Here is a 24,138-nt window from a genome sequence, read left to right on the forward strand (position 1 = left end):
CCTGGCTCTTGCGGCAACTTGCGCGCTTCTTAATACAAGGAGCAACCGATGTCCGGTTCACTGGCCCAGGCGTTCGCGCACAATTTCCTCGGGCATTCGCCCCGCTGGTACAAGGCGTGCATCGTCGGGTTCCTGATCCTCAATGCCGTGGTGTTGTTCACGGTCGGCCCGGTCGCTGCCGGCTGGCTGCTGGTGATCGAATTCATTTTCACCCTGGCGATGGCGCTCAAGTGCTATCCGCTGATGCCCGGCGGCCTGCTGCTGATCGAAGCCTTGCTGCTGAAGATGACCACCCCGCAGGCGCTGTACGACGAGCTCGTGCACAATTTCCCGGTGATCCTGCTGCTGATGTTCATGGTCGCCGGCATCTATTTCATGAAGGATTTGCTGCTGTTTCTGTTCTCGCGGCTGCTGCTGGGCGTACGCTCGAAAGCGATTCTGGCGTTGATGTTCTGCTTCCTGTCGGCGTTTCTCTCGGCGTTTCTCGATGCCTTGACCGTCACCGCCGTGATCATCAGCGCGGCCGTTGGCTTCTATTCGGTTTACCACCGGGTGGCATCGGGCAACGATCCGCGCCAGGACAGCGAATTCAGTGACGACCGACACCTGCCGGCGCTGCACCATGATGATCTGGAACAGTTTCGTGCGTTCCTGCGCAGCCTGCTGATGCACGGCGCGGTCGGCACGGCACTGGGCGGGGTCTGCACCCTGGTCGGCGAGCCGCAGAACCTGTTGATCGGTCATGAAATGGGCTGGCACTTCGCCGAGTTCTTCCAGAAAGTCGCGCCAGTCTCGCTGCCGGTGCTGGCTGCAGGCCTGGTGACCTGCGTGTTGCTGGAAAAACTGCGCTGGTTTGGCTACGGCACCTTGCTGCCAGACAATGTGCGCGCAGTGCTGGCCAACTATGCCGCTGAAGACAACGCCGAACGCACCGCACGCCAGCGTGCCGCCCTGCTGGTGCAAGGTGCTGCCGCGCTGATCCTGATTGGTTGCCTGGCGTTTCACGTCGCTGAGGTCGGCCTGATCGGCCTGATGGTCATCGTGTTGATTACGGCCTTCACCGGCATCACCGACGAACATCGCCTCGGCAATGCGTTCAGGGACGCCATGCCGTTCACCGCGTTGCTGGTGGTGTTCTTCGCCGTGGTCGCGGTGATTCACGATCAGCAGTTGTTCGCGCCGTTGATCCAGTGGGTGCTGGCGCTGCCGGCGGATCAGCAGCCGGGCATGCTGTTTATCGCCAACGGTCTGCTCTCGGCGATCAGCGACAACGTGTTCGTCGCCACGATCTACATCACCGAAGTGAAACAGGCATTCCTCTCCGGGCACATGAGCCGCGAGCACTTCGAAACCCTGGCAATCGCGATCAACACCGGCACCAACCTGCCGAGCGTGGCGACGCCCAATGGTCAGGCCGCGTTCCTGTTCCTGCTGACTTCGGCGATTGCCCCGCTGGTACGCTTGTCGTACGGGCGAATGGTGTGGATGGCGTTGCCGTACACCTTTGTGATGGGCTTGTTGGGCTGGTATGCCGTGAGCTACTGGCTCTGACAAGCACTGAATAAACCTGTGGGAGCGAGCCTGCTCGCGAAGAGGGAGTGTCAGACAACAGATTCGTTGAATGACACACCGCTTTCGCGAGCAGGCTCGCTCCCACATTTGGTTTTGCGTGCTTTCAGTGAGGAAGGATGTATTTCTCGATCGCCTGCGCTACGCCGTCTTCCGTGTTCGGCGCGGTCACGACGTCGGCCTGACGCTTCACTGTTTCATCCGCCTGCCCCATGGCAATCGACAAACCCGCACACTTGAACATCGCCGGGTCGTTGCCGCCATCGCCAATCGCTGCGGTCTGTTCCAGCGCGATACCGAGGTGCGCGGCAATGGTCGCCAGCGCAGTGCCCTTGTTCGCTTCCAGCGCCGTCACGTCCAGATACACCGGTTGCGAACGCGAGACCTGGGCCATGCCGCTGACCTTGGCCAACAGGCGCGCCTCGAGCTCGATCAGCAAATCGGTGTTGTTGCTGGTGGCGACGATCTTGTCGATGCGTTCCAGGTATGGCTCGAAACTTTCGACCACCACTGGCGGGTAACCGAGGCCGTGCTGTTCGCGCGGCACCATCGGCCCGTGCGGATCCTTGAGCAACCAGTCGCCACCACTGAACACCCAGATTTCGACATCCGGTTGATCAGCGAACAACGCCAGGGCAGTCAGCGCCGTCGTCGCCGGCAAGTAATGCGCCACCAGCAGACTGCCGTCCGGATTGACGATGGTGCCGCCATTGAACGCTGCGGTTGGCAGATCGACGCCCAAGGCTTCGATCTGCTGCAGCATGGCCTTGGGCGGGCGCCCGGTCGCCAGGCTGAACAACACGCCGGCCTCACGCAACGAACGCACGGCGTCGATGGTGCGCTGACTCAGGCTGTGATCGGGCAGCAACAGCGTGCCGTCCATGTCACTGAGCACAAAACGGATCGACTGACTCATCCCAGACCATGCCAGACGCGACCATCGCGAGTCAGCAGATCATTGGCGGCTTGCGGGCCGTCTTCGCCGACGGCGTAGGTCTGCACGCTGGCGTCTTGCTGCCAGGCGTCCAGGAACGGTTGCACCGCGCGCCAGCCGTTCTCGATGTTGTCGGCGCGCTGGAACAGCGTCTGGTCGCCGGTCAGGCAGTCGTAGATCAGCGTTTCATAGCCGGTGGACGGCTGCATCTCGAAGAAATCCTTGTAGGCGAAGCCCAGTTCGATGTTGGCCATGTTCAGCGCCGGCCCCGGCCGCTTGGCCAGCAGGTCGAACCACATGCCTTCGTTAGGCTGGATCTGGATGCGCAGATAAGTCGGCTGCAGCTCGTCGACTTCGGTGTCACGGAACTGCGCGTACGGCGCCGGTTTGAAGCAGATGACAATCTCGGTGTCGCGCACGCTCATGCGCTTGCCGGTGCGCAGGTAGAACGGCACGCCGACCCAGCGCCAGTTGTCGATCATGACTTTCAGCGCGACGTAGGTTTCGGTGTTGCTGTCGGGCGACACGTTGGCTTCCTGGCGATAGCCATTCAACGCCTTGCCGTCGACTTCGCCGGCGCTGTACTGGCCGCGAACCGAATTGGCCCGCGCCTCTTCGACGGTCCACGGGCGGATCGCGCCGACCACTTTGGCCTTCTCGCCACGCACGGCATCGGCGCCGAACGCGGCCGGTGGCTCCATGGCGACCATTGCCAGCAACTGGAACAGGTGATTGGGCACCATGTCGCGCAGCGCACCGGTGTGCTCGTAAAAACTGCCACGGGTTTCAACGCCAACGGTTTCGGCGGCGGTGATCTGCACGTGATCGATGTAATGGTTGTTCCAGAACGCTTCGAACAGGCTGTTGGAGAACCGGCTGACCAGAATGTTCTGCACGGTTTCCTTGCCCAGATAATGGTCGATCCGATAGATCTGCTTCTCGGACATGACCTTGAGCAAACAGGCGTTCAACGCTTCGGCGGTTTGCAGGTCCGAGCCGAACGGCTTCTCGATCACCACCCTTCTGAACGCTTCGGGGGTTTCCTCCAGCAGTTTGGCGGCGCCGAGACGGCGCACCACTTCACTGAAGAAACGCGGCGCGGTGGCCAGGTAAAACACCGCATTGCCGGTGCCGCTGTCGGCGATTTTCGCCGCCAGCGCGGAATAAGTGCTGTCGTCCAGGAAGTCGCCCTGGACGTAGCTGATACCTTTGGCGAGCTTGGCCCACAAGGCCGGATCCAGCATCTGATCGCCCTTGCCGACCTTCGCCGCCACTTCGGTACGGATGAAGTCTTCGAGTTTTTGCGCGAAGGCTTCATCGGAGATAGCGTTGTGGTCAACGCCGACGATCCGCAGACCATCATCAAGCAAGCCGTCGCGACTGAGGTTGTACAGCGCCGGCATCAGCAAGCGCTTGACCAGGTCGCCGTGGGCACCGAACAAAAACAGCGTGGTCGGTGGAGCGGGTTCTGCCTTGGATTTTCTGCGGATCGTATGGGTCATTTCTTCGGAATCTCCACGTGGCCGCCGAAGCCGAAGCGCTGGGCCGAAAGAATCTTGTCGCCAAAGGTGCCCTGACCACGCGAACGGTAGCGCGAGAACAGCGAGTTCGACAGCACCGGTACCGGCACCGCTTGCTCCATGGCCGCCTCGATGGTCCATTGGCCTTCGCCGCTGTCAGCCACCGAACCGGAGAAACCGTCGAGCTTCGGATCGCTCGCCAGCGCATCGGCGGTCAGGTCGAGCAGCCAGGACGACACGACGCTGCCACGACGCCAGACTTCGGCGATGTCGGCCACGTTCAAGTCGAAACGCTGATCTTCCGGCAGACGTTCGCTGGACTTGGTCTTGAGGATGTCGAAGCCCTCGGCGAACGCGGCCATCATGCCGTACTCGATGCCGTTGTGAATCATCTTCACGAAGTGCCCGGCACCGGCAGGACCGGCGTGGATGTAGCCGTGCTCGGCGCGGTGATCATCGGACTTGCGATCCTTGGTGCGCGGAATCTCGCCCATGCCCGGCGCCAGGGCAGCGAACAGCGGGTCCAGACGGGTAACGGTCTCGGCATCGCCGCCGATCATCATGCAGTAGCCGCGCTCCAGCCCCCAGACGCCGCCGGAGGTGCCGACGTCGATGTAGTGCAGGCCCTTCTCGGCCAGGGTCTTGGCCCGGCGAATGTCGTCCTTATAGTTGGTGTTGCCGCCGTCGATGATGGTATCGCCGGCTTCAAGCAAGTCGCTCAGGGTGTTGATGGTGTCTTCGGTCGGCGCGCCGGCCGGCAGCATGACCCATACGGCGCGTGGCTTGGCCAGGCCGGCGACCAGCGCAGGCAGGTCGGCAACGCCGGTGGCGCCCTCGGCGGCCAGGGTGTCGACAAAGGCGGTATTGCGGTCGTAAACAACGGTGGTATGCCCGTTGAGCATCAGACGCCGCGCAATATTGCCGCCCATGCGGCCCAGTCCAATAATCCCGAGTTGCATGTGCTGATGCTCCTTACTACAGATAAATGTGTGTCATTGGTTATAGCCCAACGCGACTGATGGAGGTTAGTCCAGAGCGTTGCGATGAAGTTTCCGGGCATTGTGCCCGATCCAGACTGATAACGTCGGGAAACGTGCCGAAGACACACCGACCATGAAAAATAAAAAAGTTCCATTCATGGACAAAAGAAATCAAAATTGGCGCCGATAGCAAGTCAGTAGCCCTGAACCGGGGACGATTTGCAGTTGAGACAGCCATTTGCGAGGTGAGCAATGGGCACAGTACACACAGCAATGCCGCCACAAACCCTGTACGTCACGATCCGTCGCGATGAATTGCGCCAGTTGAAAGACGAGCGCGACCAATTGAAACAGGAGCTGGCGCAGCTGCGCTCGCTGACCCAGGGCGCTCAGCCCAAACCTCTGCCGGTTGTCCAGCGCAACCCGCACGCCTGACCTGCCCCGCCAGCTTCGGGAACGGCGCCCGTCGTTCCCGACATCATGCTCCCCTGCTCCTGATCAGCAACTAACGAACTTTTCACACAGCCTTCGTGATACTCCGACCCATTCTGGCCGTGCGTTTGCGCGCGGCTTCCGTTCGTCGGTTTGATGTAGCGTCCCGGCGGTGGTTAGTGACGATGAGCTGGAGTGCTGAATGGCATTGTTCAAACGCAGCAAAACGACTGCGACAGGTTTCGACTGGGCCGGTGTTCTCTGGCTGTTCGCGTTCTTCTGGTATTTCTCGGGCATCACCCAACTGCTGATCCAGCTGACCGGCACCTCGGGTTTCAGCGGATTCCGTCAGGCCTTCGTGATGAGCGCGGTCTGGCTCGCACCGATGCTGCTGTTCCCCAAACGCACCAAACTGCTGGCCGCATTGATCGGTATCGTCCTCTGGGCCTGCTCGATGGCCAGCCTGGGCTACTTCTTCATTTATCAGCAGGAATTCTCGCAAAGCGTCATCTTCATCATGTTCGAGTCGAACGTGTCTGAAGCCGGCGAGTACATGACCCAGTACTTTGCCTGGTGGATGATCCCGGCGTTCCTCGCCCATACCGCGTTTGCCTACTTCCTGTGGACCCGCCTGCGCCCGGTGTACATGCCGCGTGGCCGCGCGTTTGTCGCCGCGATGGCGATTCTGATCGCGGTTGTCGGCTACCCGCTGATCAAGCAGACCCAGCGCACCGGCAGTTTCGCCGGTGGCTTCGAGAAGTTCGAAGACCGCATCGAGCCGGCGGTGCCTTGGCAAATGGCCGTGGCGTACCACCGTTACCTCGACACCCTGGCCGGCATGCAAGACATGCTGCACAGCACGAGCAAGGTCCCGCCACTGCACAACCTCAAGGCTGCCGATGCCGATAAACCGTCGACCCTGGTGCTGGTGATCGGCGAATCGACCAACCGTCAGCGCATGAGTCTGTATGGTTACGGTCGCAAGACCACGCCGGAACTGGACAAGCTCAAAGACCAGCTCGCGGTGTTCGATAACGTCATCACTCCGCGCCCTTACACCATTGAGGCGCTGCAGCAGGTCCTGACCTTCGCCGACGAAGAAAACCCGGACCTATACCTGTCCACGCCGTCGCTGGTCAGCATGATGAAACAGGCGGGCTACAAGACGTTCTGGATCACCAACCAGCAGACCATGACCAAGCGCAACACCATGCTCACGACGTTCTCCGAACAGGCCGACGAGCAGGTGTACCTGAACAACAACCGCAACCAGAATGCCGCGCAATACGATGGCGACGTGATCGAGCCGTTCAACAAAGCCTTGACCGACCCGGCGCCGCGCAAGCTGATCGTCGTGCACCTGCTCGGCACGCACATGAGCTACCAGTACCGTTATCCGCCAACGTTCGACAAGTTTCAGGATCGCGAAGGCGTTCCGGCCGGCGTGCGTGATGATCAGGTTCCGACCTACAACAGCTACGACAACGCAGTGCTGTACAACGACTTCGTGGTCTCGAGCCTGATCAAGGACTACGCCAAGTCCGATCCGAACGGTTTCCTGCTGTACCTCTCCGACCACGGTGAAGACGTGTTCGACTCGGTTGGCCACAACACCTTGGGCCGTAACGAGAACAAACCGACGGCGCCGATGTACACCATCCCGTTCATGGCCTGGGCTTCGCCGAAATGGCGCGAGACCCATGACTGGAACTTCGCCGCCGACCTGCAGCGTCCGTACAGCAGCTCACACCTGATTCACACCTGGGCGGACATGGCCGGTTTGAGTTTCGATGAACTGGACCGCAGCAAGAGTCTGGTCAGCGACAGCTTCAAGCCGCGTCCGCTGATGATCGGCAACCCGTACGAGCGTGAGCAACGGGCCTTGATCGACTTCAGCCTGATGAAGCCGAAGAAGGTCGACCCAGCCGCAGCGAATGTCGTGCAGCAGTAAGCCCATAGAAGGCGCCGGTTTCGAGAGATCGCATTCGGCGTAACGCATAAAAAAGCTCCGTATCGCAAGATACGGAGCTTTTTTCGTTCAGGGCGAACAGGCTGTTCGCCCTTGCGGGCCTCTGATGCGCGGCCTGAAGGCAATCGGGACAGAAATCACGCTGCCGCATGCCTCCCCCTCGGAAAAGCAGCCAGCGCGCTCAGAGCCACCGCCAGTAAAACGCGCTGCCGGACTCCAGGGTTTTTCCAGCACAAAAACAAACGCCCCGAACAGGTCGGGGCGTTTGTGGGTGCTAACGCCTGGGTGTTCTAACACCCGTGGCGCTGCAGATCGACGGTATCAGTAAGCTTTGCCGGTCTTGTAGAAGTTCTCGAAGCAGAAGTTGGTCGCTTCGATGTAGCCTTCAGCACCACCGCAGTCAAAACGCTTGCCTTTGAACTTGTAGGCCATGACGCAGCCATTCTGGGCCTGCTTCATCAGCGCGTCGGTGATCTGGATTTCACCGCCCTTGCCTGGCTCGGTCTGTTCGATCAGGTCGAAGATGTCCGGGGTCAGGATGTAGCGACCGATGATCGCCAGGTTCGACGGCGCATCTTCCGGCTTTGGCTTCTCGACCATGCTGTGAACGCGGTAGATATCGTCGCGGATCATCTCGCCGGCGATTACACCGTACTTGCTGGTTTCCTGCGGATCGACTTCCTGAATGGCGATGATCGAGCAGCGGAACTGCTTGTACAGCTTGACCATCTGGGTCAGTACGCCGTCGCCTTCGAGGTTGACACACAGGTCGTCCGCCAGCACCACGGCGAACGGTTCGTCACCGATCAGCGGGCGACCGGTCAGGATCGCGTGGCCCAGGCCTTTCATTTCGGTCTGACGGGTGTAGGAGAACGAGCACTCGTCCAACAGCTTGCGGATGCCGACCAGGTATTTTTCCTTGTCGGTGCCCTTGATCTGGTTTTCCAGCTCGTAGCTGATGTCGAAGTGGTCTTCCAGGGCGCGCTTGCCACGACCGGTCACGATGGAGATTTCCGTCAGGCCAGCGTCCAGAGCTTCTTCAACGCCGTACTGGATCAGTGGCTTGTTTACCACCGGCAGCATTTCTTTGGGCATGGCTTTAGTCGCTGGCAGGAAGCGAGTACCGTAACCGGCTGCTGGGAACAAGCATTTCTTGATCATATAAGTCCTTGAAAGGGCTGTGTGTACGAGTTTCGGCGCAGTCTAATCAGGCGGCGTGCACCTTACAATGCCCCGCACTGGCTAACCGATGCCAACATAGAGAAATATTCTCGCCGATAGTTCCGTTGCCATCTTCGAGCGGCGAAATCAGAGTAGCTCAAAGGCGCAGAGGCGCTGCATCACCATACGCTCATCGTCCCCCAATGTGAGCATTTGTCGGTATCATGGCGCCTTTGAACCAGCGAACGAGACAGATAGATGGCCGCGGTAAAAATCATCAACGGGTATGTGATCGACAAGAAAGACGGCAAGTGGAATCTGACCACGACCAATGGCGAACACATCGCCGGGCCTTTCGACAGCGAGCAGTTGGCGACTGATGTAGCGTCGGTGTTTACCGACACCCCGGCATCGTCTAAACGCCGTGGCAAAGATCAGGACTGATCGACGCCGACACGTACCGAGCCCTGCCTTTGCGCAGGGCTTTTTTCTGATCGTGCGAAAGTTCAGTGCAAACAAGTGGCCAATCGCTATAACCTTTTCATCGCGGCGCTGTCAGAGCGTTTAGCCCCTCCCTCGCTGAAGACGACACACTTATGAACATGAACAGATTGTTGCCGCTACTCGCGGTATTGGCCCTCGGCGGCTGTGCCACCTCGCAAACCACCTACCTCAACAACGGCGAACAGGGCCTGACCATCGACTGCTCCGGCGAAGCCAACTCCTGGGCCACCTGCTACGAAAAAGCCGATGCCTCCTGTGCCGGCACCGGCTACCGCATTGTCGGGACCGATGGCACGCCAGCGCCGAAGGAAAGCGACAAGACCCTGGGGGTCGATGTCGGCAACTACAAGAACCGCAACGTGGTGGTGGTCTGCAAATAGACCCTACATGTGGATCTCGGCGAATTTGATCCCGAGCCCGCGCACGACCTCGATCAGATCGTCGAGCCGGGCGAAGGATTCGACTTCGTCGTTATCGTCCACCAGAAAGTAGCTGCGCCCGGCGCTCTTCTTGAAAAACACGATCCATTCGCCCGAATTGGCCGGGTTCTGTATCACATGCGTGGCAGAAATCAGGCCTTCTGCGTGGCGCTCCCGTACTTGCTCTCGCTTCATGCGCGACTCCAGAAATGAAAATGCCGCCACAGCATGGCTGTGGCGGCATCGGTGCTGATGACTATTAGTCTATCAGCCGGAAATACACGCATTGGCGGCGTTTTGCACGTCACGCGGACGAATCGGCACATTGGACATGCGCTCATGCAGCTTGATGCTGCTGCCGCCGGAACGGTCGTCGATATCAAACACCGCGGCCGCGCCGGTGGAAAATTTCCCGGGAACGATCACTCGAACGCCATCCTTGTGCGGCTGCATTTGCAACGCACCACGGCTGCTGGCCAGTTTTTCTGCCAGACACTGAGCATATTCATGGGGTTTCTTGCCGGAAATCACGCTCATGGTCGGTAGCGTTTCATTGATTTCGGAAACACTCGCGCAACCACCCACGGCCAATACCAACGGCAGACACACCACACCCCACTTCATACAAACACCTCCCATAAAGACCGTCGGACAGCAGTAATGCCATTTTTCTCCGAGGCTCACTCCATTAAACCCGCATCGAATCGCGAATAACTGTTTTTAATTGTCAAAGCGGCGCTCGACGGCGGGATAATAACCCGTTCGGGCTGATAAACTGCGCCAATCGCACATGCTATCGTTTTGATTTAGTAGAAAAAGCCCTTTTGGAGGCGCCCATGAAATTCATTCACCAGCGCGAGCACCTCAATGAAGACGACATCGTCGTCATCCAATGCTCGCAGACCTGCAACATCCGTTTGATGAACGACGCCAACTTTCGCGCCTTCAAGAACGGCGGACGCCACACCTACCACGGCGGCGCTTTCGACACGTTTCCTGCACGCATCACTGCGCCGAGCACCGGTTTCTGGAACATAACCATCGACACCGTCAATCGCCGCGCCATCAGCGTCACACGCAAACCGACCCTGACCCACTCGATCAAGATCATCCGCCGCTCCAGCTCCAAACTCAGCTGAGTCGGCCCAACGCAAAAGGTAATTACGCCCGTGGCCCCAACGACCAAATACGTCATCAAATACAAGCTCAACGGTGAGCGCCGCTTCGAGTTCGCACAACTGGAGAATGGCACCGTGGAAGAAGCCAAGGCTGCGCTGGACGCCATCCACGGCCAGACGGAAGATGTGATCAGCGATATCGCCGTCAGCAAAGCTCTGTAACGCAATATCCTCCCAGGCATCCTCTTCGACGACGCAACATAGGCACCATGCAGCCGACCACCTTCGACCTGTTCGCCGACCACGAACCCGCGCAAGAACCCCGTGCCGAGCAGATCGGCGAACAGTCCTGGGTGTTGCGCGGCTTCGCCCTGCCGGTGGTCGATCAGGTGTTGCCGGCGCTGGACGCCCTGCTCGCTGCCGCGCCCTTGCGCCACATGGTCACTCCGGGTGGTTTCAGCATGTCGGTGGGCACCAGCAGTTGCGGAGCGTTGGGCTGGATCACCGATCGCAGCGGTTATCGCTACAGCGCCATCGACCCGTTGAGCGGCAGGCCGTGGCCAGCGATGCCGCCGCTGCTGGTCGAACTGGCGCAAACCGCCGCGCAACGTGCCGGGTTTGCCGACTTCCACGCAGATTCCTGCCTGATCAACCAATATCTCCCCGGCGCCAAGATGTCCTTGCACCAGGACAAAGACGAACATGCCTACGCCGCACCGATCGTGTCGCTGTCGCTGGGCTTGCCGGCCATGTTTTTGTTCGGTGGTTTTGCCCGCAGCGACAAGAGCCAGCGCATTCCCCTGCTGCACGGCGACATGGTGGTCTGGGGCGGTGTCGATCGCCTGCGCTTTCACGGCGTGTTGCCGATCAAACCTGGCCGGCATCCAGCGCTGGGTGAACGGCGGATCAATCTGACGTTCCGCGTCGCCGGGTAATCTGAAAATTTGACCGCAAGGCGCGGAGTGTTGTCAGCATTGCCGCCGGTTAACCTGAATCAAACAGGTCAACGGACTACTTGCCATGAAAAAGCTGTCGCCCCTCATCAACGTTGAAACCGATCCACGCTGGGCCGCCGTTGTTGCACGGGACCCACGGGCCGACGGGCAGTTTGTCTATGCGGTGAAAACCACCGGCATCTATTGCCGCCCCAGCAGCCTTTCGCGGTTGCCCAAGCCGCAGAACGTCGAGTTTTTCGACAACGCCGAAGCCGCCGAGGCTGCAGGCTATCGCCCGAGCAAACGCAGCCGGAAGGATCAGACCGACGTCGCCGCCCAGCATGCCGCCACCGTGGCGCTGGCCTGCCGGCAGATCGAAACCAGCGACAGCGTGCCCGCGCTCAACCAACTCGCCGAAGCTGCAGGCCTCAGTCCGTTCCATTTCCACCGCGTGTTCAAGGCGGCTACCGGCCTGACGCCAAAGGGTTACGCGGCGGCGCATCGCTCGCGCAGAGTACGTGAACGGCTGGCGGACGGCGGTTCGGTGACTGCCGCGCTGTACGACGCGGGCTTCAACTCCAACAGCCGTTTTTACGCAGCGGCCGACAAGGTATTGGGCATGAAGCCCGGCGACTATCGCGCCGCCGGGCGCAACAACGACATCCACTTTGCCGTCGGCGAATGCTCGCTGGGGGCGATTCTGGTGGCACAGAGTGAGCGCGGTGTCTGTGCGATTCTGCTGGGCGACGATCCGCATCAACTGGTGTGCGACCTGCAGGATCAATTCCGCCAGGCCAACCTGATTGGCGCCGACGCCGGGTTTGAACAGTTGATCGCCAAAGTGGTGGGCTTTATCGAGGCACCCGCGCTGGGCCTCGATTTGCCACTGGACGTGCGCGGCACGGCCTTTCAGGAGCGCGTGTGGCAGGCGCTGCGTGACATTCCCGCTGGCCGCACCGCCAGTTATGCCGAGATCGCCCAGCGCATCGGCGCGCCGACCGCCATGCGCGCAGTGGCGCAGGCTTGCGGCGCCAACCGCCTGGCCGTGGCGATTCCCTGCCATCGCGTGGTGCGCAGCGATGGCAATCTCTCGGGATATCGTTGGGGTGTGGAGCGCAAGCGCCAGTTGCTGGAGCGCGAAACGCAGCCTTAGCGGATGCCGATGTAGACCGCCACGGATTCGTGGCCGGTATAGGCCTCGAAATCGGTGGCGAAGCGGCGCTTGATCTGTGGATTCTCTTCAAAGAACGTCCAGATCCGTCCCCAGGTCGCAATGACCGCATCAGGCAACGTGCCCTGCGCCTCGAACACCAGATACTCGCCCGCCTCGATCAGGACCGACTCGAAGTCCTTTGCCGGAGCATTCACGGCGACGCCGGCAATCACATCGAACGCACCCGAAGCATCGGACTCGTAAGCTGAATACACGCCATAAATCAGCGAATTGACCGACTTGCCGGGAATGGTTTCGGCCAGTTCCTGGTCGAAAAACTGCCCCCACATCGGGCCGATCTTCGCGGTCTCGGGTTGATGCTCCGCAGCGTTGGTGGTTCGCACGCGCAGGCCGGCCACAGTGAAAGCGTCGATTTGCTGTCGTTTCAAATCCATCGAAAATGCCGCTCCCTAACATAGAAGTGCGGCCACCCAGGGCCGCAATGCCCCCTACTCTGTCAGCGATTGACGTCGACCACAACCCTGCCGCGCAGCTGTCCGGCGAGCAGTTTCGGCGCCGCGTCGACGGCTTCGCTGAGGGCGATTTCATGACTGATCAAGGGCAACAGGGCGAAGTCCAGATCCCTGGCCAGACGCTCCCAGGCCTCGATCCGCCGCGCCTTGGGCTGAGTCACGCTGTTGATCCCGGCCAGGGTCACGCCGCGCAGAATGAACGGCGCCACCGATGCCGGGAAATCCATGCCTTGGGCCAGACCGCAGGCGGCGACGGTACCTTCGGCGCGGGTGCTGGCGCAGGCGTTGGCCAACGTGTGGCTGCCGACCGAATCGATCACGCCTGCCCAGCGCTCCTTGGCCAGCGGCTTGCCCGGCGCTGACAGCGTCGCGCGATCGATGATTTCGCTGGCGCCCAGTTGCTTCAGGTACGCATGCTCGGACACCCGCCCGGTGGACGCCACTACGCGATAACCCAGCTTGCTGAGCAAGGCGATGGCGAAGCTGCCGACCCCGCCATTGGCGCCGGTCACCAGCACTTCACCTAGATCGGCAGTCACACCGTTACGCTCCAGCGCCAGAATGCACAGCATCGCCGTGTAGCCGGCAGTGCCGATGGCCATTGCTTGCGCGGCGCTGAAGGCTTTGGGCAAAGGAATCAGCCAGTCGCCATTGAGCCGGGCCTTTTGCGCCAACCCACCCCAATGACTTTCGCCCACGCCCCAGCCATTGAGCAGCACTTGATCACCGACCTTATAGTCGGGATGCGAGCTGACCTCGACCGTACCCGCGAGGTCGATCCCCGGCACCATCGGAAACTTGCGCACCACCGGACTGCTGCCGGTAATCGCCAGACCGTCCTTGAAGTTCAGCGTGCTGTACGCAACCTTCACCGTCACGTCGCCTTCCGGCAACTGCGCCTCATCGATCTGCTGCAGGCTGGCGTGATAACCGCTGTCGTCTTTGTCGATCAAAATGCCGTTGAACATGGCTGCCTCTCACTCAATGGATTCAAATCCTCGCGCCTTGAAATAACACAAAGCAATACATTGCCCCACCCGACTTTGCGCCAATTCTCAAATCCGCCAGATCATTGTGAAGCGCAGACGGTCCTCATTGGCCCGCGCCCGACTGTCGATGCGCGGAAAATTCGCACTGGCCCTGAGCGCGGTTTTACTGTTAAAAAACCGACACTACCGTCCCTGCCCCGCTTCATCGTTCGGAGAACCGCTTCCATGAGCCAATGGCCTGACACCCGCATCCTTGATCTGTTGGGCATTGAACTGCCGATCATCCAGGCCCCCATGGCCGGTGCCACGAACTCGTCCATGGTGATCGCCGTGTGCAATGCCGGTGGCCTGGGGTCGATGCCTGCGGCAATGCTGAGCATCGAGCAGTTGCGCGAAGAACTGCAGACCATTCGCGAGCAGACCCGCAAACCGTTCAACGTCAATTTCTTCTGCCATCAGCCGCCGGCCGCCGATGAACAGCGAGCGCGTGAATGGAAACTTCTGCTGGAGCCGTACTACCGCGAACTGGGCGTCGACTTCGAGGCGCCGACACCGGTTTCCAACCGGGCGCCCTTCGACGCGGCAGCGTGCGCTGTGCTGGAAGAATTTCGCCCGGAAGTGGTGAGCTTTCATTTTGGTCTGCCAGAAAAATCCCTGTTGGATCGGGTCAAGGCCACCGGAGCAAAAATCCTCTCCTCCGCCACCACCGTCGAGGAAGCGGTGTGGCTCGAGCAGAATGGCTGCGATGCGATTATCGCGATGGGTTACGAGGCGGGCGGGCACCGTGGGATGTTTCTCAGCGATGACTTGAGCAGCCAGGTCGGCACCTTTGCCCTGGTGCCGCAGATCGTCGATACAGTCAACGTCCCGGTGATTGCTGCTGGCGCGATTGCCGATGGCCGTGGTGTGGCGGCGGCATTGATGCTCGGTGCCTCGGCGGTGCAGGTCGGCACTGCGTATCTGTTCACGCCGGAAGCGAAAGTCAGCGCCTCTCATCACCACGCGTTGCGCAGCGCCAAGGAAAGCGAAACCGCCGTGACCAACCTGTTCACCGGACGTCCGGCGCGCGGCATTCTCAATCGGGTCATGCGCGAGATCGGGCCAATGTCGCCCAAAGCCCCGGCGTTCCCGCTGGCCGGTGGCGCGTTGATGCCGTTGCGCGCAAAAAGTGAAGCGCAGTTCAGCAACCTGTGGGCTGGTCAGGCGTTTCCGCTGGGTGAGGAACTGAGCAGCGCTGATCTGACCCGGCAACTGGCCGAAGGCGGCCTGGCAAAACTGACTCGGCGCTGATCTGGCAAAGGGTGAGCGATGGCCGAACCTCACCCGGTTTTCATCAGCACTTCCTGTTGAGCGACATTTCGCTATATATTTCGCTATATAGCGTTTACCTCTCGCATCGGTGCAGTCCACCCTAACAATAACTGCCCTCTGCACTCGCCCATGACGGAGCTGTTACATGACCACTCGTGCCTCACGTTTTGCCCCCGCTTGCCTGGCCTCTTTGCTCGCGGTATTCGCTTGCAGCGCCGTTCAGGCCGATGAAGTGCAGGTGGCGGTTGCCGCCAACTTCACCGCACCGATCCAGGCGATTGCAGCCGATTTCGAGAAGGGCACCGGGCACAAACTGGTCGCCGCCTACGGTGCCACCGGCCAGTTCTACACCCAGATCAAGAACGGCGCGCCGTTCGAAGTGTTCCTCTCGGCTGACGACACCACCCCGGAAAAACTGGAAAAAGAAGGCGACACGGTCAAAGGCTCGCGCTTCACCTACGCCATCGGCACCCTGGCACTGTGGTCGGCGAAAGAAGGTTATGTCGACGCCAAAGGTGACGTGCTGAAAAAGAACGAATATCAGCACCTGTCCATCGCCAACCCAAAAGCCGCGCCGTACGGCCTGGCCGCCACTCAGGTGCTGGAAAAGCTCAAACTGACTGAAGCAACCAAGGCCAAAATCGTCGAAGGCCAGAACATCACTCAGGCGTACCAGTTCGTGTCCACCGGCAACGCCGAACTGGGCTTTGTCGCGCTGTCGCAGATTTACAAGGACGGCAAGGTCACCAGCGGTTCGGCGTGGATCGTTCCGGCGAGCATGCACGACCCGATCAAACAGGACGCGGTGATTCTGAACAAAGGCAAGGACAGCGCCGCCGCCAAAGCGCTGGTCGAATACCTCAAAGGCCCGAAAGCCGCTGCGGTCATCAAGTCCTACGGTTACCAGCTCTAAATGTCGCTCTCGAGTGCCGACTTCGCGGCGATCTGGCTGACCCTGAAACTGGCGTCCCTGACCACCGCCATCCTGCTGGTTGTCGGCACTCCGATTGCCCTGTGGCTGTCGCGCAGCCGTTCCTGGTTGCGCGGCCCGATCGGGGCGATCGTCGCCCTGCCCCTGGTGCTGCCACCGACCGTGATTGGTTTCTATCTGTTGTTGATGATGGGTCCCAATGGTTTTCTCGGGCAGTTCACCCAGTGGCTGGGCCTGGGCACCCTGACGTTCAGTTTCACCGGACTGGTGATCGGCTCGGTGATCTATTCCATGCCGTTCGTGGTGCAACCGTTGCAGAACGCGTTCTCCGCCATCGGCACTCGCCCGCTGGAATTGGCCGCGACCTTGCGCGCCAATCCGTGGGACACTTTTTTCAGCGTGATATTGCCCCTGGCGCGCCCCGGTTTTGTCACGGCGGCGATCCTCGGTTTCGCACATACCGTCGGCGAATTTGGCGTGGTGCTGATGATCGGCGGCAACATTCCCGACAAGACTCGGGTGGTCTCGGTGCAGATCTACGACCACGTCGAGGCCATGGAATACGCCCAGGCGCATTGGCTGGCCGGGGCCATGCTGGTGTTTTCGTTTCTGGTGTTGCTGGCGCTGTACTCCAGCCGCAAGACCCGCGTGGGCTGGAGCTGATCGATGATTGATGCACGCCTGAAAATCGCTTATCCGGGGTTTAGCCTGGATGTCGATCTGCACTTGCCGGGGCGCGGCGTGACCGCGTTGTATGGTCATTCCGGTTCGGGCAAAACCACCTGCCTGCGTTGCATTGCCGGCCTTGAACGCGCCGAACAGGGATTCATCCAGGTCAACGACGAAGTCTGGCAGGACAGCGAACGGCGCATTTTTGTCCCGCCGCACAAACGGGCGCTGGGTTATGTGTTTCAGGAAGCCAGCCTGTTTGCACACCTGTCGGTGCTGGCCAACCTGCAGTTCGGCCTCAAGCGTATCGCCAAGGCCCAGCGCCGGGTCGACATGGCGCAAGCCACCGAACTGCTGGGCATCGGTCATCTGCTGGAGCGGCATCCGCAGCATTTATCCGGCGGCGAACGCCAGCGTGTCGGCATCGCCCGTGCCCTGTTGACCAGCCCAAGGCTGCTGCTGATGGATGAGCCGTTGGCCGCCCTCGACAGCCAGCGCAAAAGCGAAATCCTGCCGTACTTGCAACGTCTGCACGATGAACTGGACATTCCCGTGCTCTACGTCAGCCACGCGCAGGATGAAGTCGCGCGGCTGGCCGACCATCTGGTTTTGCTTAGCGACGGCAAGGCCCTGGCCAGCGGGCCGATTGGCGAAACCCTCGCCCGCCTCGACCTGCCCATGGCGCTGGGCGATGACGCCGGGGTAATCATCGAAGGCCTGGTGAGTGCCTACGATGCCGACTACCAGTTGCTCAGCCTGCAACTGCCGGCGACCGAGATGAACCTTCGCGTGACACACGCGCCGATGGCAGTGGGTCAGACCCTGCGCGCCAAGGTGCACGCCCGCGACATCAGCCTGAGTCAGCACAACAGCGAGGCCAGCAGCATCCTCAATCGCCTGCCGGTCACCGTCGTCAGCGAGCAGGCAGCGGACAACAGCGCGCATGTGCTGATTCGCCTGGATGCCGGCGGCACCCCGCTGTTGGCGCGGATTACCCGTTACTCCCGGGATCAGCTCGGCATCCACCCGGGCCAGCATTTGTGGGCGCAGATCAAGGCCGTCGCAGTCCTGGCCTGAATTCGTTGGCACGACCGCCACGGCGCGCGGTCAATCGCTGTAACAGAGCGATTCGCCAAGGACACCGCCATGCCCGACACTGCCATTGCCGACGTGCTCCCACCGGACCTGCATTACGTCGACGACACCCAACCCGGCCTCACCCGCAAAAAACTGCGCGGCAAGTTCGCCTATTTCGATCCGGCCGGCCAGCGCATCACCGACCCCGACGAGATCAAACGGATCAATTCACTGGCGGTGCCACCTGCCTATACCGACGTGTGGATCTGCGCCGACCCGCGCGGCCACTTGCAAGCCACCGGCCGCGATGCCCGGGGCCGCAAACAATATCGCTATCACCCGCGCTGGCGCGAGGTGCGCGATGCCGACAAATACTCGCGCCTGCGGGAATTCGGCCTGGCCTTGCCAAAACTGCGCAAACAACTCGAGACCTTACTGGACGCGCCCGGTTTCAGCCGCGACAAGGTGATGGCCACCGTCATCACCTTGCTCGACGCCACGTTGATCCGCGTCGGCAACACGCAGTACGCGCGCGACAACCGCTCCTACGGTCTGACCACCCTGCGTAGCCGGCATGTCGAGGTCAATGGCAGTGCGATCCTGTTCCAGTTCCGCGGCAAAAGCGGCGTCGAGCATCAGATCACCGTCAAGGATCGCCGCCTGGCGCGCATCATCAAGCGCTGCCTGGAAATTCCCGGGCAGAATCTGTTCCAGTATCTCGACGAAAACGGCGAGCGACACACCGTCAGTTCACACGACGTCAACACCTACCTGCAAACCCTCACCGGCGCCGATTTCACCGCCAAGGACTACCGCACCTGGGCCGGCAGCGCACTGGCCCTGTCGGTGTTGCGCGAATTGCAATGGGAGTCGGAGGCCGAGGCCAAACGGCATGTGGTGGACATGGTGAAGAACGTCGCCAGGCAACTGGGCAACACCCCGGCGGTGTGCCGCAAGTGCTACATCCATCCGGCGGTGGTCGAACGGTTCCTGCTGGGAGCGCTGGCCGAACTGCCCCGCCCCAGAGTGCGAAAAGGCCTGCGCTCCGAGGAGGTCGCCCTGGCAATGTTTCTGGAGCAAATGCTGGACGCGCCTTGATCGAGGCGCACAGCTGATCTAGGCTAGCCACCTTTCCCCTCTTCAGGACAACCGCAGAAAGTGAACAATCAAGCCTTCTGAAAATGTAATCGCGACATGCGCTGAAGCGCGCCTGTCACTGTTCACATCATTTTTCGGAGGTGCCGATGACTCACGTCTCGCGTACGCCTGCCCTCGTCTCCCTGCATCAAACGGCTTTTCAGTTCGCCAATGGCGAGACGATTTTCAACAACCTGAATCTGCAATTCGATCACACCCCCACCGCCATCTTCGGCCGCAATGGCGTCGGTAAAAGCGTGCTGGCCAGGCTGATTGCCGGACGTCTGCAACCGACTGCCGGCAGCGTCACCTGTGCGGTGGCCGCGGCTTATGTGGCGCAAACATTCATCGCCGAACCGGGGCAGACCGTGGCCGATGCCACCGGCACCGCTGCCGCCCTTCGAGCACTGGAACGCCTGCACCGAGGCGAGGCGTCGGCGGAAGATTTCGACTGTCTCGGCGAACGTTGGGACTTGCCCGAACGCCTGCGGCAATGGCTGGATGACGCCGGACTGGTGGATGTTGCGCCTGCGGATTTGACCCAGTCGCTGAGCGGCGGCCAGCAAGCCCGCCTGGTGTTGATCGGCGCCTTCCTGAGTTCGGCGCGCCTGCTGGTTCTGGATGAACCGACCAACCATCTGGACACCGCCGGCCGGCACTGGCTGATGAGTCAGCTGCAACGCTGGCGCGGCGGACTGATCGTCGTCAGCCATGACCGGCAATTGCTCGAACGCATGCAGCGCATCGTCGAGCTGACGCCATTGGGCGTCACGGTGTTCGGCGGCAACTTTTCCGCGTATCAACAGCAGCGGCAGGTCCATCAGGCGGCGGCGCAAGCGACACTCGATCAAAGCCGAACCGAGCGCCGCCGTGAACAGCAGCGCCTGAAAAGCGAACACGACACCATCCAGCGCCATGCGGCGCGCTCCTTGCGCAACGCAAAAACCGCCAACGTTTCGGGCATCGAACGCGCCAGCCTTAAAGGTGCCGCTCGGCAGATCATGGGACAGGTGCGTCAAGGTCACCAGCAGCGCAAATCGGAACTCGATGCTCGGGTGCGAGAGGCCTACGCCAACGTACTCCCAGACGATGGAGTGTTGATGAATCTGCCCGGCAGCGCAGTCCCGACCTCACGCAAAGTCTGCACCTTGATGGAGGTGCGTGTGCCATGGTTGCGCACGCAGGCGCTCAACCTGACGCTGAGCGGTCCTGTGCGCGTCGCGGTCAATGGCCCCAACGGCTGCGGCAAATCGATCCTGCTCAGACTGCTCGCCGGCGATCTGGCCCCCGTGAGTGGCGAGTGCACCACGCATGTGCCCGTGGCCTATCTGGACCAGCCACTGAAACTGCTGGATGACCACCTCAGCGTCATCGATCAGCTGATTGCGCTACACAGCCCGTTGAGTGAAAGCCAAATGCGCAGCCATCTGGCGCATCTGCAACTGGACGCGCAGCGGGTGACCCGACCGAGCGCCTCGTTGAGCGGCGGCGAGCGCTTGAAAGCGGCGCTGGCGGTGGCGTTGTGGCGCCAGACACCGGCGCAACTGTTGCTGCTCGATGAGCCGAGCAATCATCTGGACCTGGCTTCGGTAGAGGCTTTCGAACAGGCCTTGCAGACGTTTCCCGGGGCAATTGTCGCGGTTTCCCACGATGCGGACTTTCTGCAGGCTTTGAAACCGACGCATCGCCTGGATTGGCATCACCAGGAATGGCGGCTGCAACCGACGAACTGACTGTCTATTTTTTGCACGATTGGCCAAGGCTTCTATAGTTGATCTGACACCTATTTGCTGGGGTGATGCCATGGAAGACATTTTTGTCGTCAAGCGCTGCAACAAGATCATCATCCACGGTCGCCGCGCCGGGGAAAGCCTGCATGAACCCGCCGAGGCCAGCAGTTGGTATCGAATCAACGACACCCGCACGGGCGGTTTCATCGGCGATGGCTACGACCTCGAAGAAGATGCGCGCCGCGAATGTCGTCGGCTCAATGCGGCCAGCGCACCGGTTGCGGCGCGACAGTCGTCCGGCTGATGCAAGTGACAGCTCGGGTCTATACTCAACTTCAGCTGACGGACCAGCGCCCCAACGGCAGAGAGCTCGCAGCCCGCGAGCTTTTTGCTGCCTCTCAACGGTTTGTCTGAACGGAGGTGTTCCATGTCCGAGAAAGAGTCCATCACCACCCTCCTCACCTTGCTCGACTCGCGTCAGGCGCGACTGGCCGCGGCCTGCAAGGAGATCGCCGACTGGGTCGATCACCAGGGCGGACATCCGACCGCCCTGCGCATCCGTGATCGCCTGAACGACATCGAAAAAGACACGCCGCTGATCCGCAGCACATTGTCTTCGCTGCAACCGGTCGAACGGCCTCTGCCGCGTTTCAGATGACTGCAGCGCGATAAACGACAGCCAGTCGGCCTACCGTCTGGCCGATGCACCGAACGCCACGGGGCGCGGGAGGTCATAACCTGTACACGTCACCCAGGAGACGGTTCATGGTTATCCATTTCAAAACAGACGGACATCTGGCTTGTGGTCACAAGGGCAGCAACCTTGCCTCGAGCCAGGAACTCAATCGCGTCAAGTGCCGCAGTTGCCGCAACACCGAGGCCTACAAAGAAGCGCGCAAAACCCAGCGTAATGCCGCCCGCCGCGTCGCCCGGCATGCCGGAGCCGACCACGGCGCGTCGGACTGGCGATCGGAATGGATCGAGCGCTTGACCGCTCTGGTCGGGCCGCAGCGCCTGCCACGAGGTTTTCACGGACAGGCGTTTGTCTAGAGACTTCAGGGACAGTTCAGTGCCCGTTTTAAACATTCACCCGTGCCTGAACTGATCCGAATTCTCGGTCCGCCCCCTGTAGCCCTGGTCTGAATCGCCGGGGCTTTTTTATGGCAGCAGACGTTGACTCCCTTGGAATTGGCCAGCGCGCCCTCATAACAATGGCCATACCCACTGTCACCGAGAGGAAGCACAGATCATGACCGGACAAACCGAAACCGCCATTCTTGCCGGCGGCTGCTTCTGGGGCATGCAGGACCTGCTGCGCCGCTATCCCGGCGTGTTGCACACCCGAGTCGGCTACAGCGGCGGCGATGTACCCAATGCCACCTATCGCAACCACGGCACCCACGCTGAAGCCATCGAGATCGTCTTCGACCCGGCCGTGATCAGCTACCGGCAGATCCTTGAGTTCTTCTTCCAGATCCACGACCCCAGCACGCCCAACCGTCAAGGCAACGATCGCGGTGCCAGCTATCGTTCGGCGATTTATTACCTCAACGAACAGCAACGCGACATCGCCGAAGACACCGCTGCCGACGTCGACGCATCCGGGTTGTGGCCGGGCCGAGTGGTCACCGAAATCGAACCGGCTGGTCCGTTCTGGGAAGCCGAACCCGAGCATCAGGATTACCTGGAACGGATCCCGAATGGCTACACCTGCCACTTCATCCGCCCGAACTGGAAGCTGCCGAAGCGCGGCTGATAAAGCCCACCAGGCGCAGCGTTGGCCTCGATCAAGGCCAGCGCCTGACGTCTTCGATTTACCGAATGACGAAACCCTCCTGTATCGCAAAAGATCTCTGGATGACTGCGCAGACCTTGTTTGCGCAGCTCTGGAGTCGATCATTTTGGCGACCCCGCCGTAGCACAGTTCAAGCACCCCAAGATGAACATACGTTCATCGCAAGCATGACTCGAGGCGTCTACTCTGCGGGTTCCGACATAGTGACTACAGGAGTACCCCACCATGTTCTCGCACGAAAGCCTCCCGCTGATTGCCATTTTCACCATCTTGCTACTATGCGTGCTGGCGGCATTTCTACACCCGGTACACGCGTTCTTCAGTTGGCTGCGCAGGCGCAAGGACAGATCAAACGCCCGGACTGCAGAAGAGGTTGATTCGCGCTGAATGTCCGTCCCTGACAAGCCCGGATACCTCCGGGCTTGCTGTTTTCTATCTGAACAACAGCCACAAAAAAGCCCAGCGCGGGCTGGGCTTGGTTTTTCGTCAACGGTATAAGCATCCGGGCCTTAATGACGGAGAGTCCATCGAAAATGGCACCCCGGAAACAAACAAGGGCTTGCATCAGCTTTCGCCCGCAAACCCTTGATTTAAGATGGTGCCCGAAGCCGGAATCGAACCGGCACGCCCTTACGAGCGGGGGATTTTAAGTCCATAACTTTCTACTTTAAAATCATAAGCTTAGGATCAGTATTTTTCCGCATCACCCAAACATTCACACCGTTCCAGGACAGTAGAACCAACACCTCAAAATTAATTGCGGAAAGAAATCGGACTGCAGGATCCCGCATCCTAAGACAAGATGGCGGACGTCGGTATGTAGAAAGGCCTAGGTCCTCACCGGGCGCCGGTCGACTGGTTCGCCGCTGAGTTGGGCCATACCAACGGCGAGATGATCATTCAGCACTACGGAACGTGGATCAACGAGGACGGACCGGAAGTGGTAGATATGCTGCAAATGGACTTGAAGCTGTCACCGATATCGGTCGGCTCGTCTAGCCAGACAGTCAGGAAATGGTAGACCAGCCCCCGGGGGACCGGTTTCCGAGGTGGCAAAAAAAGGCCCCCACGCCTGGGCCAGGTGTGGGAGCCGATTCAACATAGGGCGGAATTCCATGTATCAGTCGTCAAAGGCCGCTTTCGGTCGATTCTGTTGAAAAAGTAGCTCCCCTGTTTGACCTGCGGCAAAATTGCTTCATTGGCCGGCGGGGGATCACAGAGCATGATTGGACAGTTATCGAGTGGGCAGGATCGGCTGTTTTACTCGTTCAA

General features: G+C 60.5%; 28 protein-coding genes. 20 read left to right on the top strand and 8 right to left on the bottom strand.

All coding sequences use genetic code 11. The features are described from left to right. Nucleotides 1-48: 48 nt before the first annotated feature. Complete coding sequence (gene nhaB / locus HBN98_RS20915; RefSeq protein ID WP_083369015.1) at nucleotides 49-1,551, top strand: sodium/proton antiporter NhaB; 1,503 nt, start codon at nucleotides 49-51, stop codon at nucleotides 1,549-1,551. 124 nt (nucleotides 1,552-1,675) lie between these two features. Here the strand turns inward: nhaB and HBN98_RS20920 are convergent, their stop codons facing one another. From HBN98_RS20920 to gnd, 3 genes are read right to left on the bottom strand one after another with little or no spacing between them, the layout of a single operon-like run. Next, nucleotides 1,676-2,485, bottom strand: coding sequence for a Cof-type HAD-IIB family hydrolase (locus HBN98_RS20920; protein ID WP_083369014.1), 810 nt, complete (start codon nucleotides 2,483-2,485; stop codon nucleotides 1,676-1,678). Then, on the bottom strand, nucleotides 2,482-4,005 hold the full coding sequence (zwf, locus tag HBN98_RS20925; RefSeq protein ID WP_083369013.1) for a glucose-6-phosphate dehydrogenase: 1,524 nt from the start codon (nucleotides 4,003-4,005) through the stop codon (nucleotides 2,482-2,484). The genes HBN98_RS20920 and zwf overlap by 4 nt, the downstream gene beginning before the upstream one ends. After that, nucleotides 4,002-5,006, bottom strand: a complete 1,005-nt coding sequence (gene gnd / locus HBN98_RS20930; RefSeq protein WP_308425080.1) for a phosphogluconate dehydrogenase (NAD(+)-dependent, decarboxylating) — start codon at nucleotides 5,004-5,006, stop codon at nucleotides 4,002-4,004. The genes zwf and gnd overlap by 4 nt, the downstream gene beginning before the upstream one ends. A gap of 249 nt (nucleotides 5,007-5,255) precedes the next feature. On the opposite strand from gnd, the gene HBN98_RS20935 reads away from it, so the two are divergent. Together HBN98_RS20935 and HBN98_RS20940 are read left to right on the top strand one after the other, a co-directional pair. Next, complete coding sequence (locus HBN98_RS20935) at nucleotides 5,256-5,438, top strand: DUF6026 family protein (RefSeq protein WP_003225385.1); 183 nt, start codon at nucleotides 5,256-5,258, stop codon at nucleotides 5,436-5,438. A gap of 199 nt (nucleotides 5,439-5,637) precedes the next feature. Further along, the gene (locus HBN98_RS20940) at nucleotides 5,638-7,386 is read left to right on the top strand and encodes a phosphoethanolamine transferase CptA (RefSeq protein ID WP_064587690.1); all 1,749 of its coding nucleotides are present in this window, start codon (nucleotides 5,638-5,640) and stop codon (nucleotides 7,384-7,386) included. 339 nt (nucleotides 7,387-7,725) lie between these two features. Here the strand turns inward: HBN98_RS20940 and galU are convergent, their stop codons facing one another. After that, a complete protein-coding gene (gene galU, locus HBN98_RS20945) occupies nucleotides 7,726-8,565 on the bottom strand; it encodes a UTP--glucose-1-phosphate uridylyltransferase GalU (protein ID WP_007912230.1) in 840 nt (279 codons plus the stop codon). 258 nt (nucleotides 8,566-8,823) lie between these two features. On the opposite strand from galU, the gene HBN98_RS20950 reads away from it, so the two are divergent. Next, nucleotides 8,824-9,009, top strand: a complete 186-nt coding sequence (locus tag HBN98_RS20950; RefSeq protein WP_007964653.1) for a hypothetical protein — start codon at nucleotides 8,824-8,826, stop codon at nucleotides 9,007-9,009. A gap of 152 nt (nucleotides 9,010-9,161) precedes the next feature. Continuing rightward, on the top strand, nucleotides 9,162-9,449 hold the full coding sequence (locus HBN98_RS20955; RefSeq protein WP_082920317.1) for a hypothetical protein: 288 nt from the start codon (nucleotides 9,162-9,164) through the stop codon (nucleotides 9,447-9,449). A 3-nt stretch (nucleotides 9,450-9,452) separates the two neighbouring features. Here the strand turns inward: HBN98_RS20955 and HBN98_RS20960 are convergent, their stop codons facing one another. Further along, entirely contained in the window at nucleotides 9,453-9,683 is a 231-nt protein-coding gene (locus tag HBN98_RS20960) for a hypothetical protein (protein WP_007964656.1), read from the bottom strand. A 72-nt stretch (nucleotides 9,684-9,755) separates the two neighbouring features. Continuing rightward, a complete protein-coding gene (locus tag HBN98_RS20965; protein ID WP_064587692.1) occupies nucleotides 9,756-10,112 on the bottom strand; it encodes a hypothetical protein in 357 nt (118 codons plus the stop codon). 212 nt (nucleotides 10,113-10,324) lie between these two features. Here HBN98_RS20965 and HBN98_RS20970 point away from each other — a divergent pair, with 212 nt between their 5' ends. From HBN98_RS20970 to ada, 4 genes are all read left to right on the top strand, one after another. Beyond that, nucleotides 10,325-10,627: a DUF1883 domain-containing protein gene (locus HBN98_RS20970; protein ID WP_024164475.1), complete on the top strand. Its 303-nt coding sequence runs from the start codon at nucleotides 10,325-10,327 to the stop codon at nucleotides 10,625-10,627. Nucleotides 10,628-10,657: 30 nt separating this feature from the next. Further along, entirely contained in the window at nucleotides 10,658-10,828 is a 171-nt protein-coding gene (locus HBN98_RS20975) for a hypothetical protein (protein WP_099093332.1), read from the top strand. Nucleotides 10,829-10,875: 47 nt separating this feature from the next. Continuing rightward, entirely contained in the window at nucleotides 10,876-11,541 is a 666-nt protein-coding gene (alkB, locus tag HBN98_RS20980) for a DNA oxidative demethylase AlkB (RefSeq protein ID WP_083369012.1), read from the top strand. A gap of 85 nt (nucleotides 11,542-11,626) precedes the next feature. Next, a complete protein-coding gene (gene ada / locus HBN98_RS20985; protein ID WP_083369011.1) occupies nucleotides 11,627-12,694 on the top strand; it encodes a bifunctional DNA-binding transcriptional regulator/O6-methylguanine-DNA methyltransferase Ada in 1,068 nt (355 codons plus the stop codon). On the opposite strand, the gene HBN98_RS20990 is transcribed toward ada, so the two are convergent. After that, a complete protein-coding gene (locus HBN98_RS20990; protein WP_083369010.1) occupies nucleotides 12,691-13,149 on the bottom strand; it encodes a GyrI-like domain-containing protein in 459 nt (152 codons plus the stop codon). The genes ada and HBN98_RS20990 overlap by 4 nt on opposite strands. 62 nt (nucleotides 13,150-13,211) lie before the next feature. Beyond that, nucleotides 13,212-14,195 carry an acrylyl-CoA reductase (NADPH) gene (gene acuI / locus HBN98_RS20995; protein ID WP_083369009.1) on the bottom strand — a complete coding sequence of 328 codons (984 nt, stop codon included), beginning with the start codon at nucleotides 14,193-14,195 and terminating at the stop codon, nucleotides 13,212-13,214. 246 nt (nucleotides 14,196-14,441) lie between these two features. On the opposite strand from acuI, the gene HBN98_RS21000 reads away from it, so the two are divergent. The 11 genes from HBN98_RS21000 (at nucleotide 14,442) to HBN98_RS21050 (ending at nucleotide 23,253) form a co-directional block, all read left to right on the top strand. After that, on the top strand, nucleotides 14,442-15,506 hold the full coding sequence (locus HBN98_RS21000; RefSeq protein WP_083369008.1) for an NAD(P)H-dependent flavin oxidoreductase: 1,065 nt from the start codon (nucleotides 14,442-14,444) through the stop codon (nucleotides 15,504-15,506). Between the two features lie 166 nt (nucleotides 15,507-15,672). Continuing rightward, complete coding sequence (gene modA / locus HBN98_RS21005; protein ID WP_083369007.1) at nucleotides 15,673-16,440, top strand: molybdate ABC transporter substrate-binding protein; 768 nt, start codon at nucleotides 15,673-15,675, stop codon at nucleotides 16,438-16,440. Beyond that, nucleotides 16,441-17,121, top strand: a complete 681-nt coding sequence (gene modB, locus HBN98_RS21010; protein ID WP_083369006.1) for a molybdate ABC transporter permease subunit — start codon at nucleotides 16,441-16,443, stop codon at nucleotides 17,119-17,121. Between the two features lie 3 nt (nucleotides 17,122-17,124). Next, nucleotides 17,125-18,204, top strand: a complete 1,080-nt coding sequence (gene modC / locus HBN98_RS21015; RefSeq protein ID WP_083369005.1) for a molybdenum ABC transporter ATP-binding protein — start codon at nucleotides 17,125-17,127, stop codon at nucleotides 18,202-18,204. Nucleotides 18,205-18,273: 69 nt separating this feature from the next. Then, nucleotides 18,274-19,302, top strand: coding sequence for a DNA topoisomerase IB (locus tag HBN98_RS21020; RefSeq protein WP_083369004.1), 1,029 nt, complete (start codon nucleotides 18,274-18,276; stop codon nucleotides 19,300-19,302). 146 nt (nucleotides 19,303-19,448) lie between these two features. Continuing rightward, nucleotides 19,449-21,074, top strand: coding sequence for an ATP-binding cassette domain-containing protein (locus HBN98_RS21025; protein ID WP_083369003.1), 1,626 nt, complete (start codon nucleotides 19,449-19,451; stop codon nucleotides 21,072-21,074). Nucleotides 21,075-21,144: 70 nt separating this feature from the next. Next, a complete protein-coding gene (locus tag HBN98_RS21030; RefSeq protein ID WP_083369002.1) occupies nucleotides 21,145-21,375 on the top strand; it encodes a hypothetical protein in 231 nt (76 codons plus the stop codon). Nucleotides 21,376-21,498: 123 nt separating this feature from the next. Next, nucleotides 21,499-21,729, top strand: coding sequence for a hypothetical protein (locus HBN98_RS21035; protein ID WP_007964939.1), 231 nt, complete (start codon nucleotides 21,499-21,501; stop codon nucleotides 21,727-21,729). A 107-nt stretch (nucleotides 21,730-21,836) separates the two neighbouring features. Then, the gene (locus HBN98_RS21040) at nucleotides 21,837-22,121 is read left to right on the top strand and encodes a hypothetical protein (protein ID WP_083369001.1); all 285 of its coding nucleotides are present in this window, start codon (nucleotides 21,837-21,839) and stop codon (nucleotides 22,119-22,121) included. A gap of 199 nt (nucleotides 22,122-22,320) precedes the next feature. Beyond that, nucleotides 22,321-22,827, top strand: coding sequence for a peptide-methionine (S)-S-oxide reductase MsrA (msrA, locus tag HBN98_RS21045; RefSeq protein ID WP_064587705.1), 507 nt, complete (start codon nucleotides 22,321-22,323; stop codon nucleotides 22,825-22,827). A 264-nt stretch (nucleotides 22,828-23,091) separates the two neighbouring features. Continuing rightward, a complete protein-coding gene (locus HBN98_RS21050) occupies nucleotides 23,092-23,253 on the top strand; it encodes a hypothetical protein (RefSeq protein ID WP_169841590.1) in 162 nt (53 codons plus the stop codon). The last annotated feature ends 885 nt before the right edge of the window (nucleotides 23,254-24,138 follow it).

The sequence above is a fragment of the Pseudomonas koreensis genome, from assembly GCF_012986595.1.
In the GTDB taxonomy this organism is placed as follows: domain Bacteria; phylum Pseudomonadota; class Gammaproteobacteria; order Pseudomonadales; family Pseudomonadaceae; genus Aquipseudomonas; species Aquipseudomonas koreensis.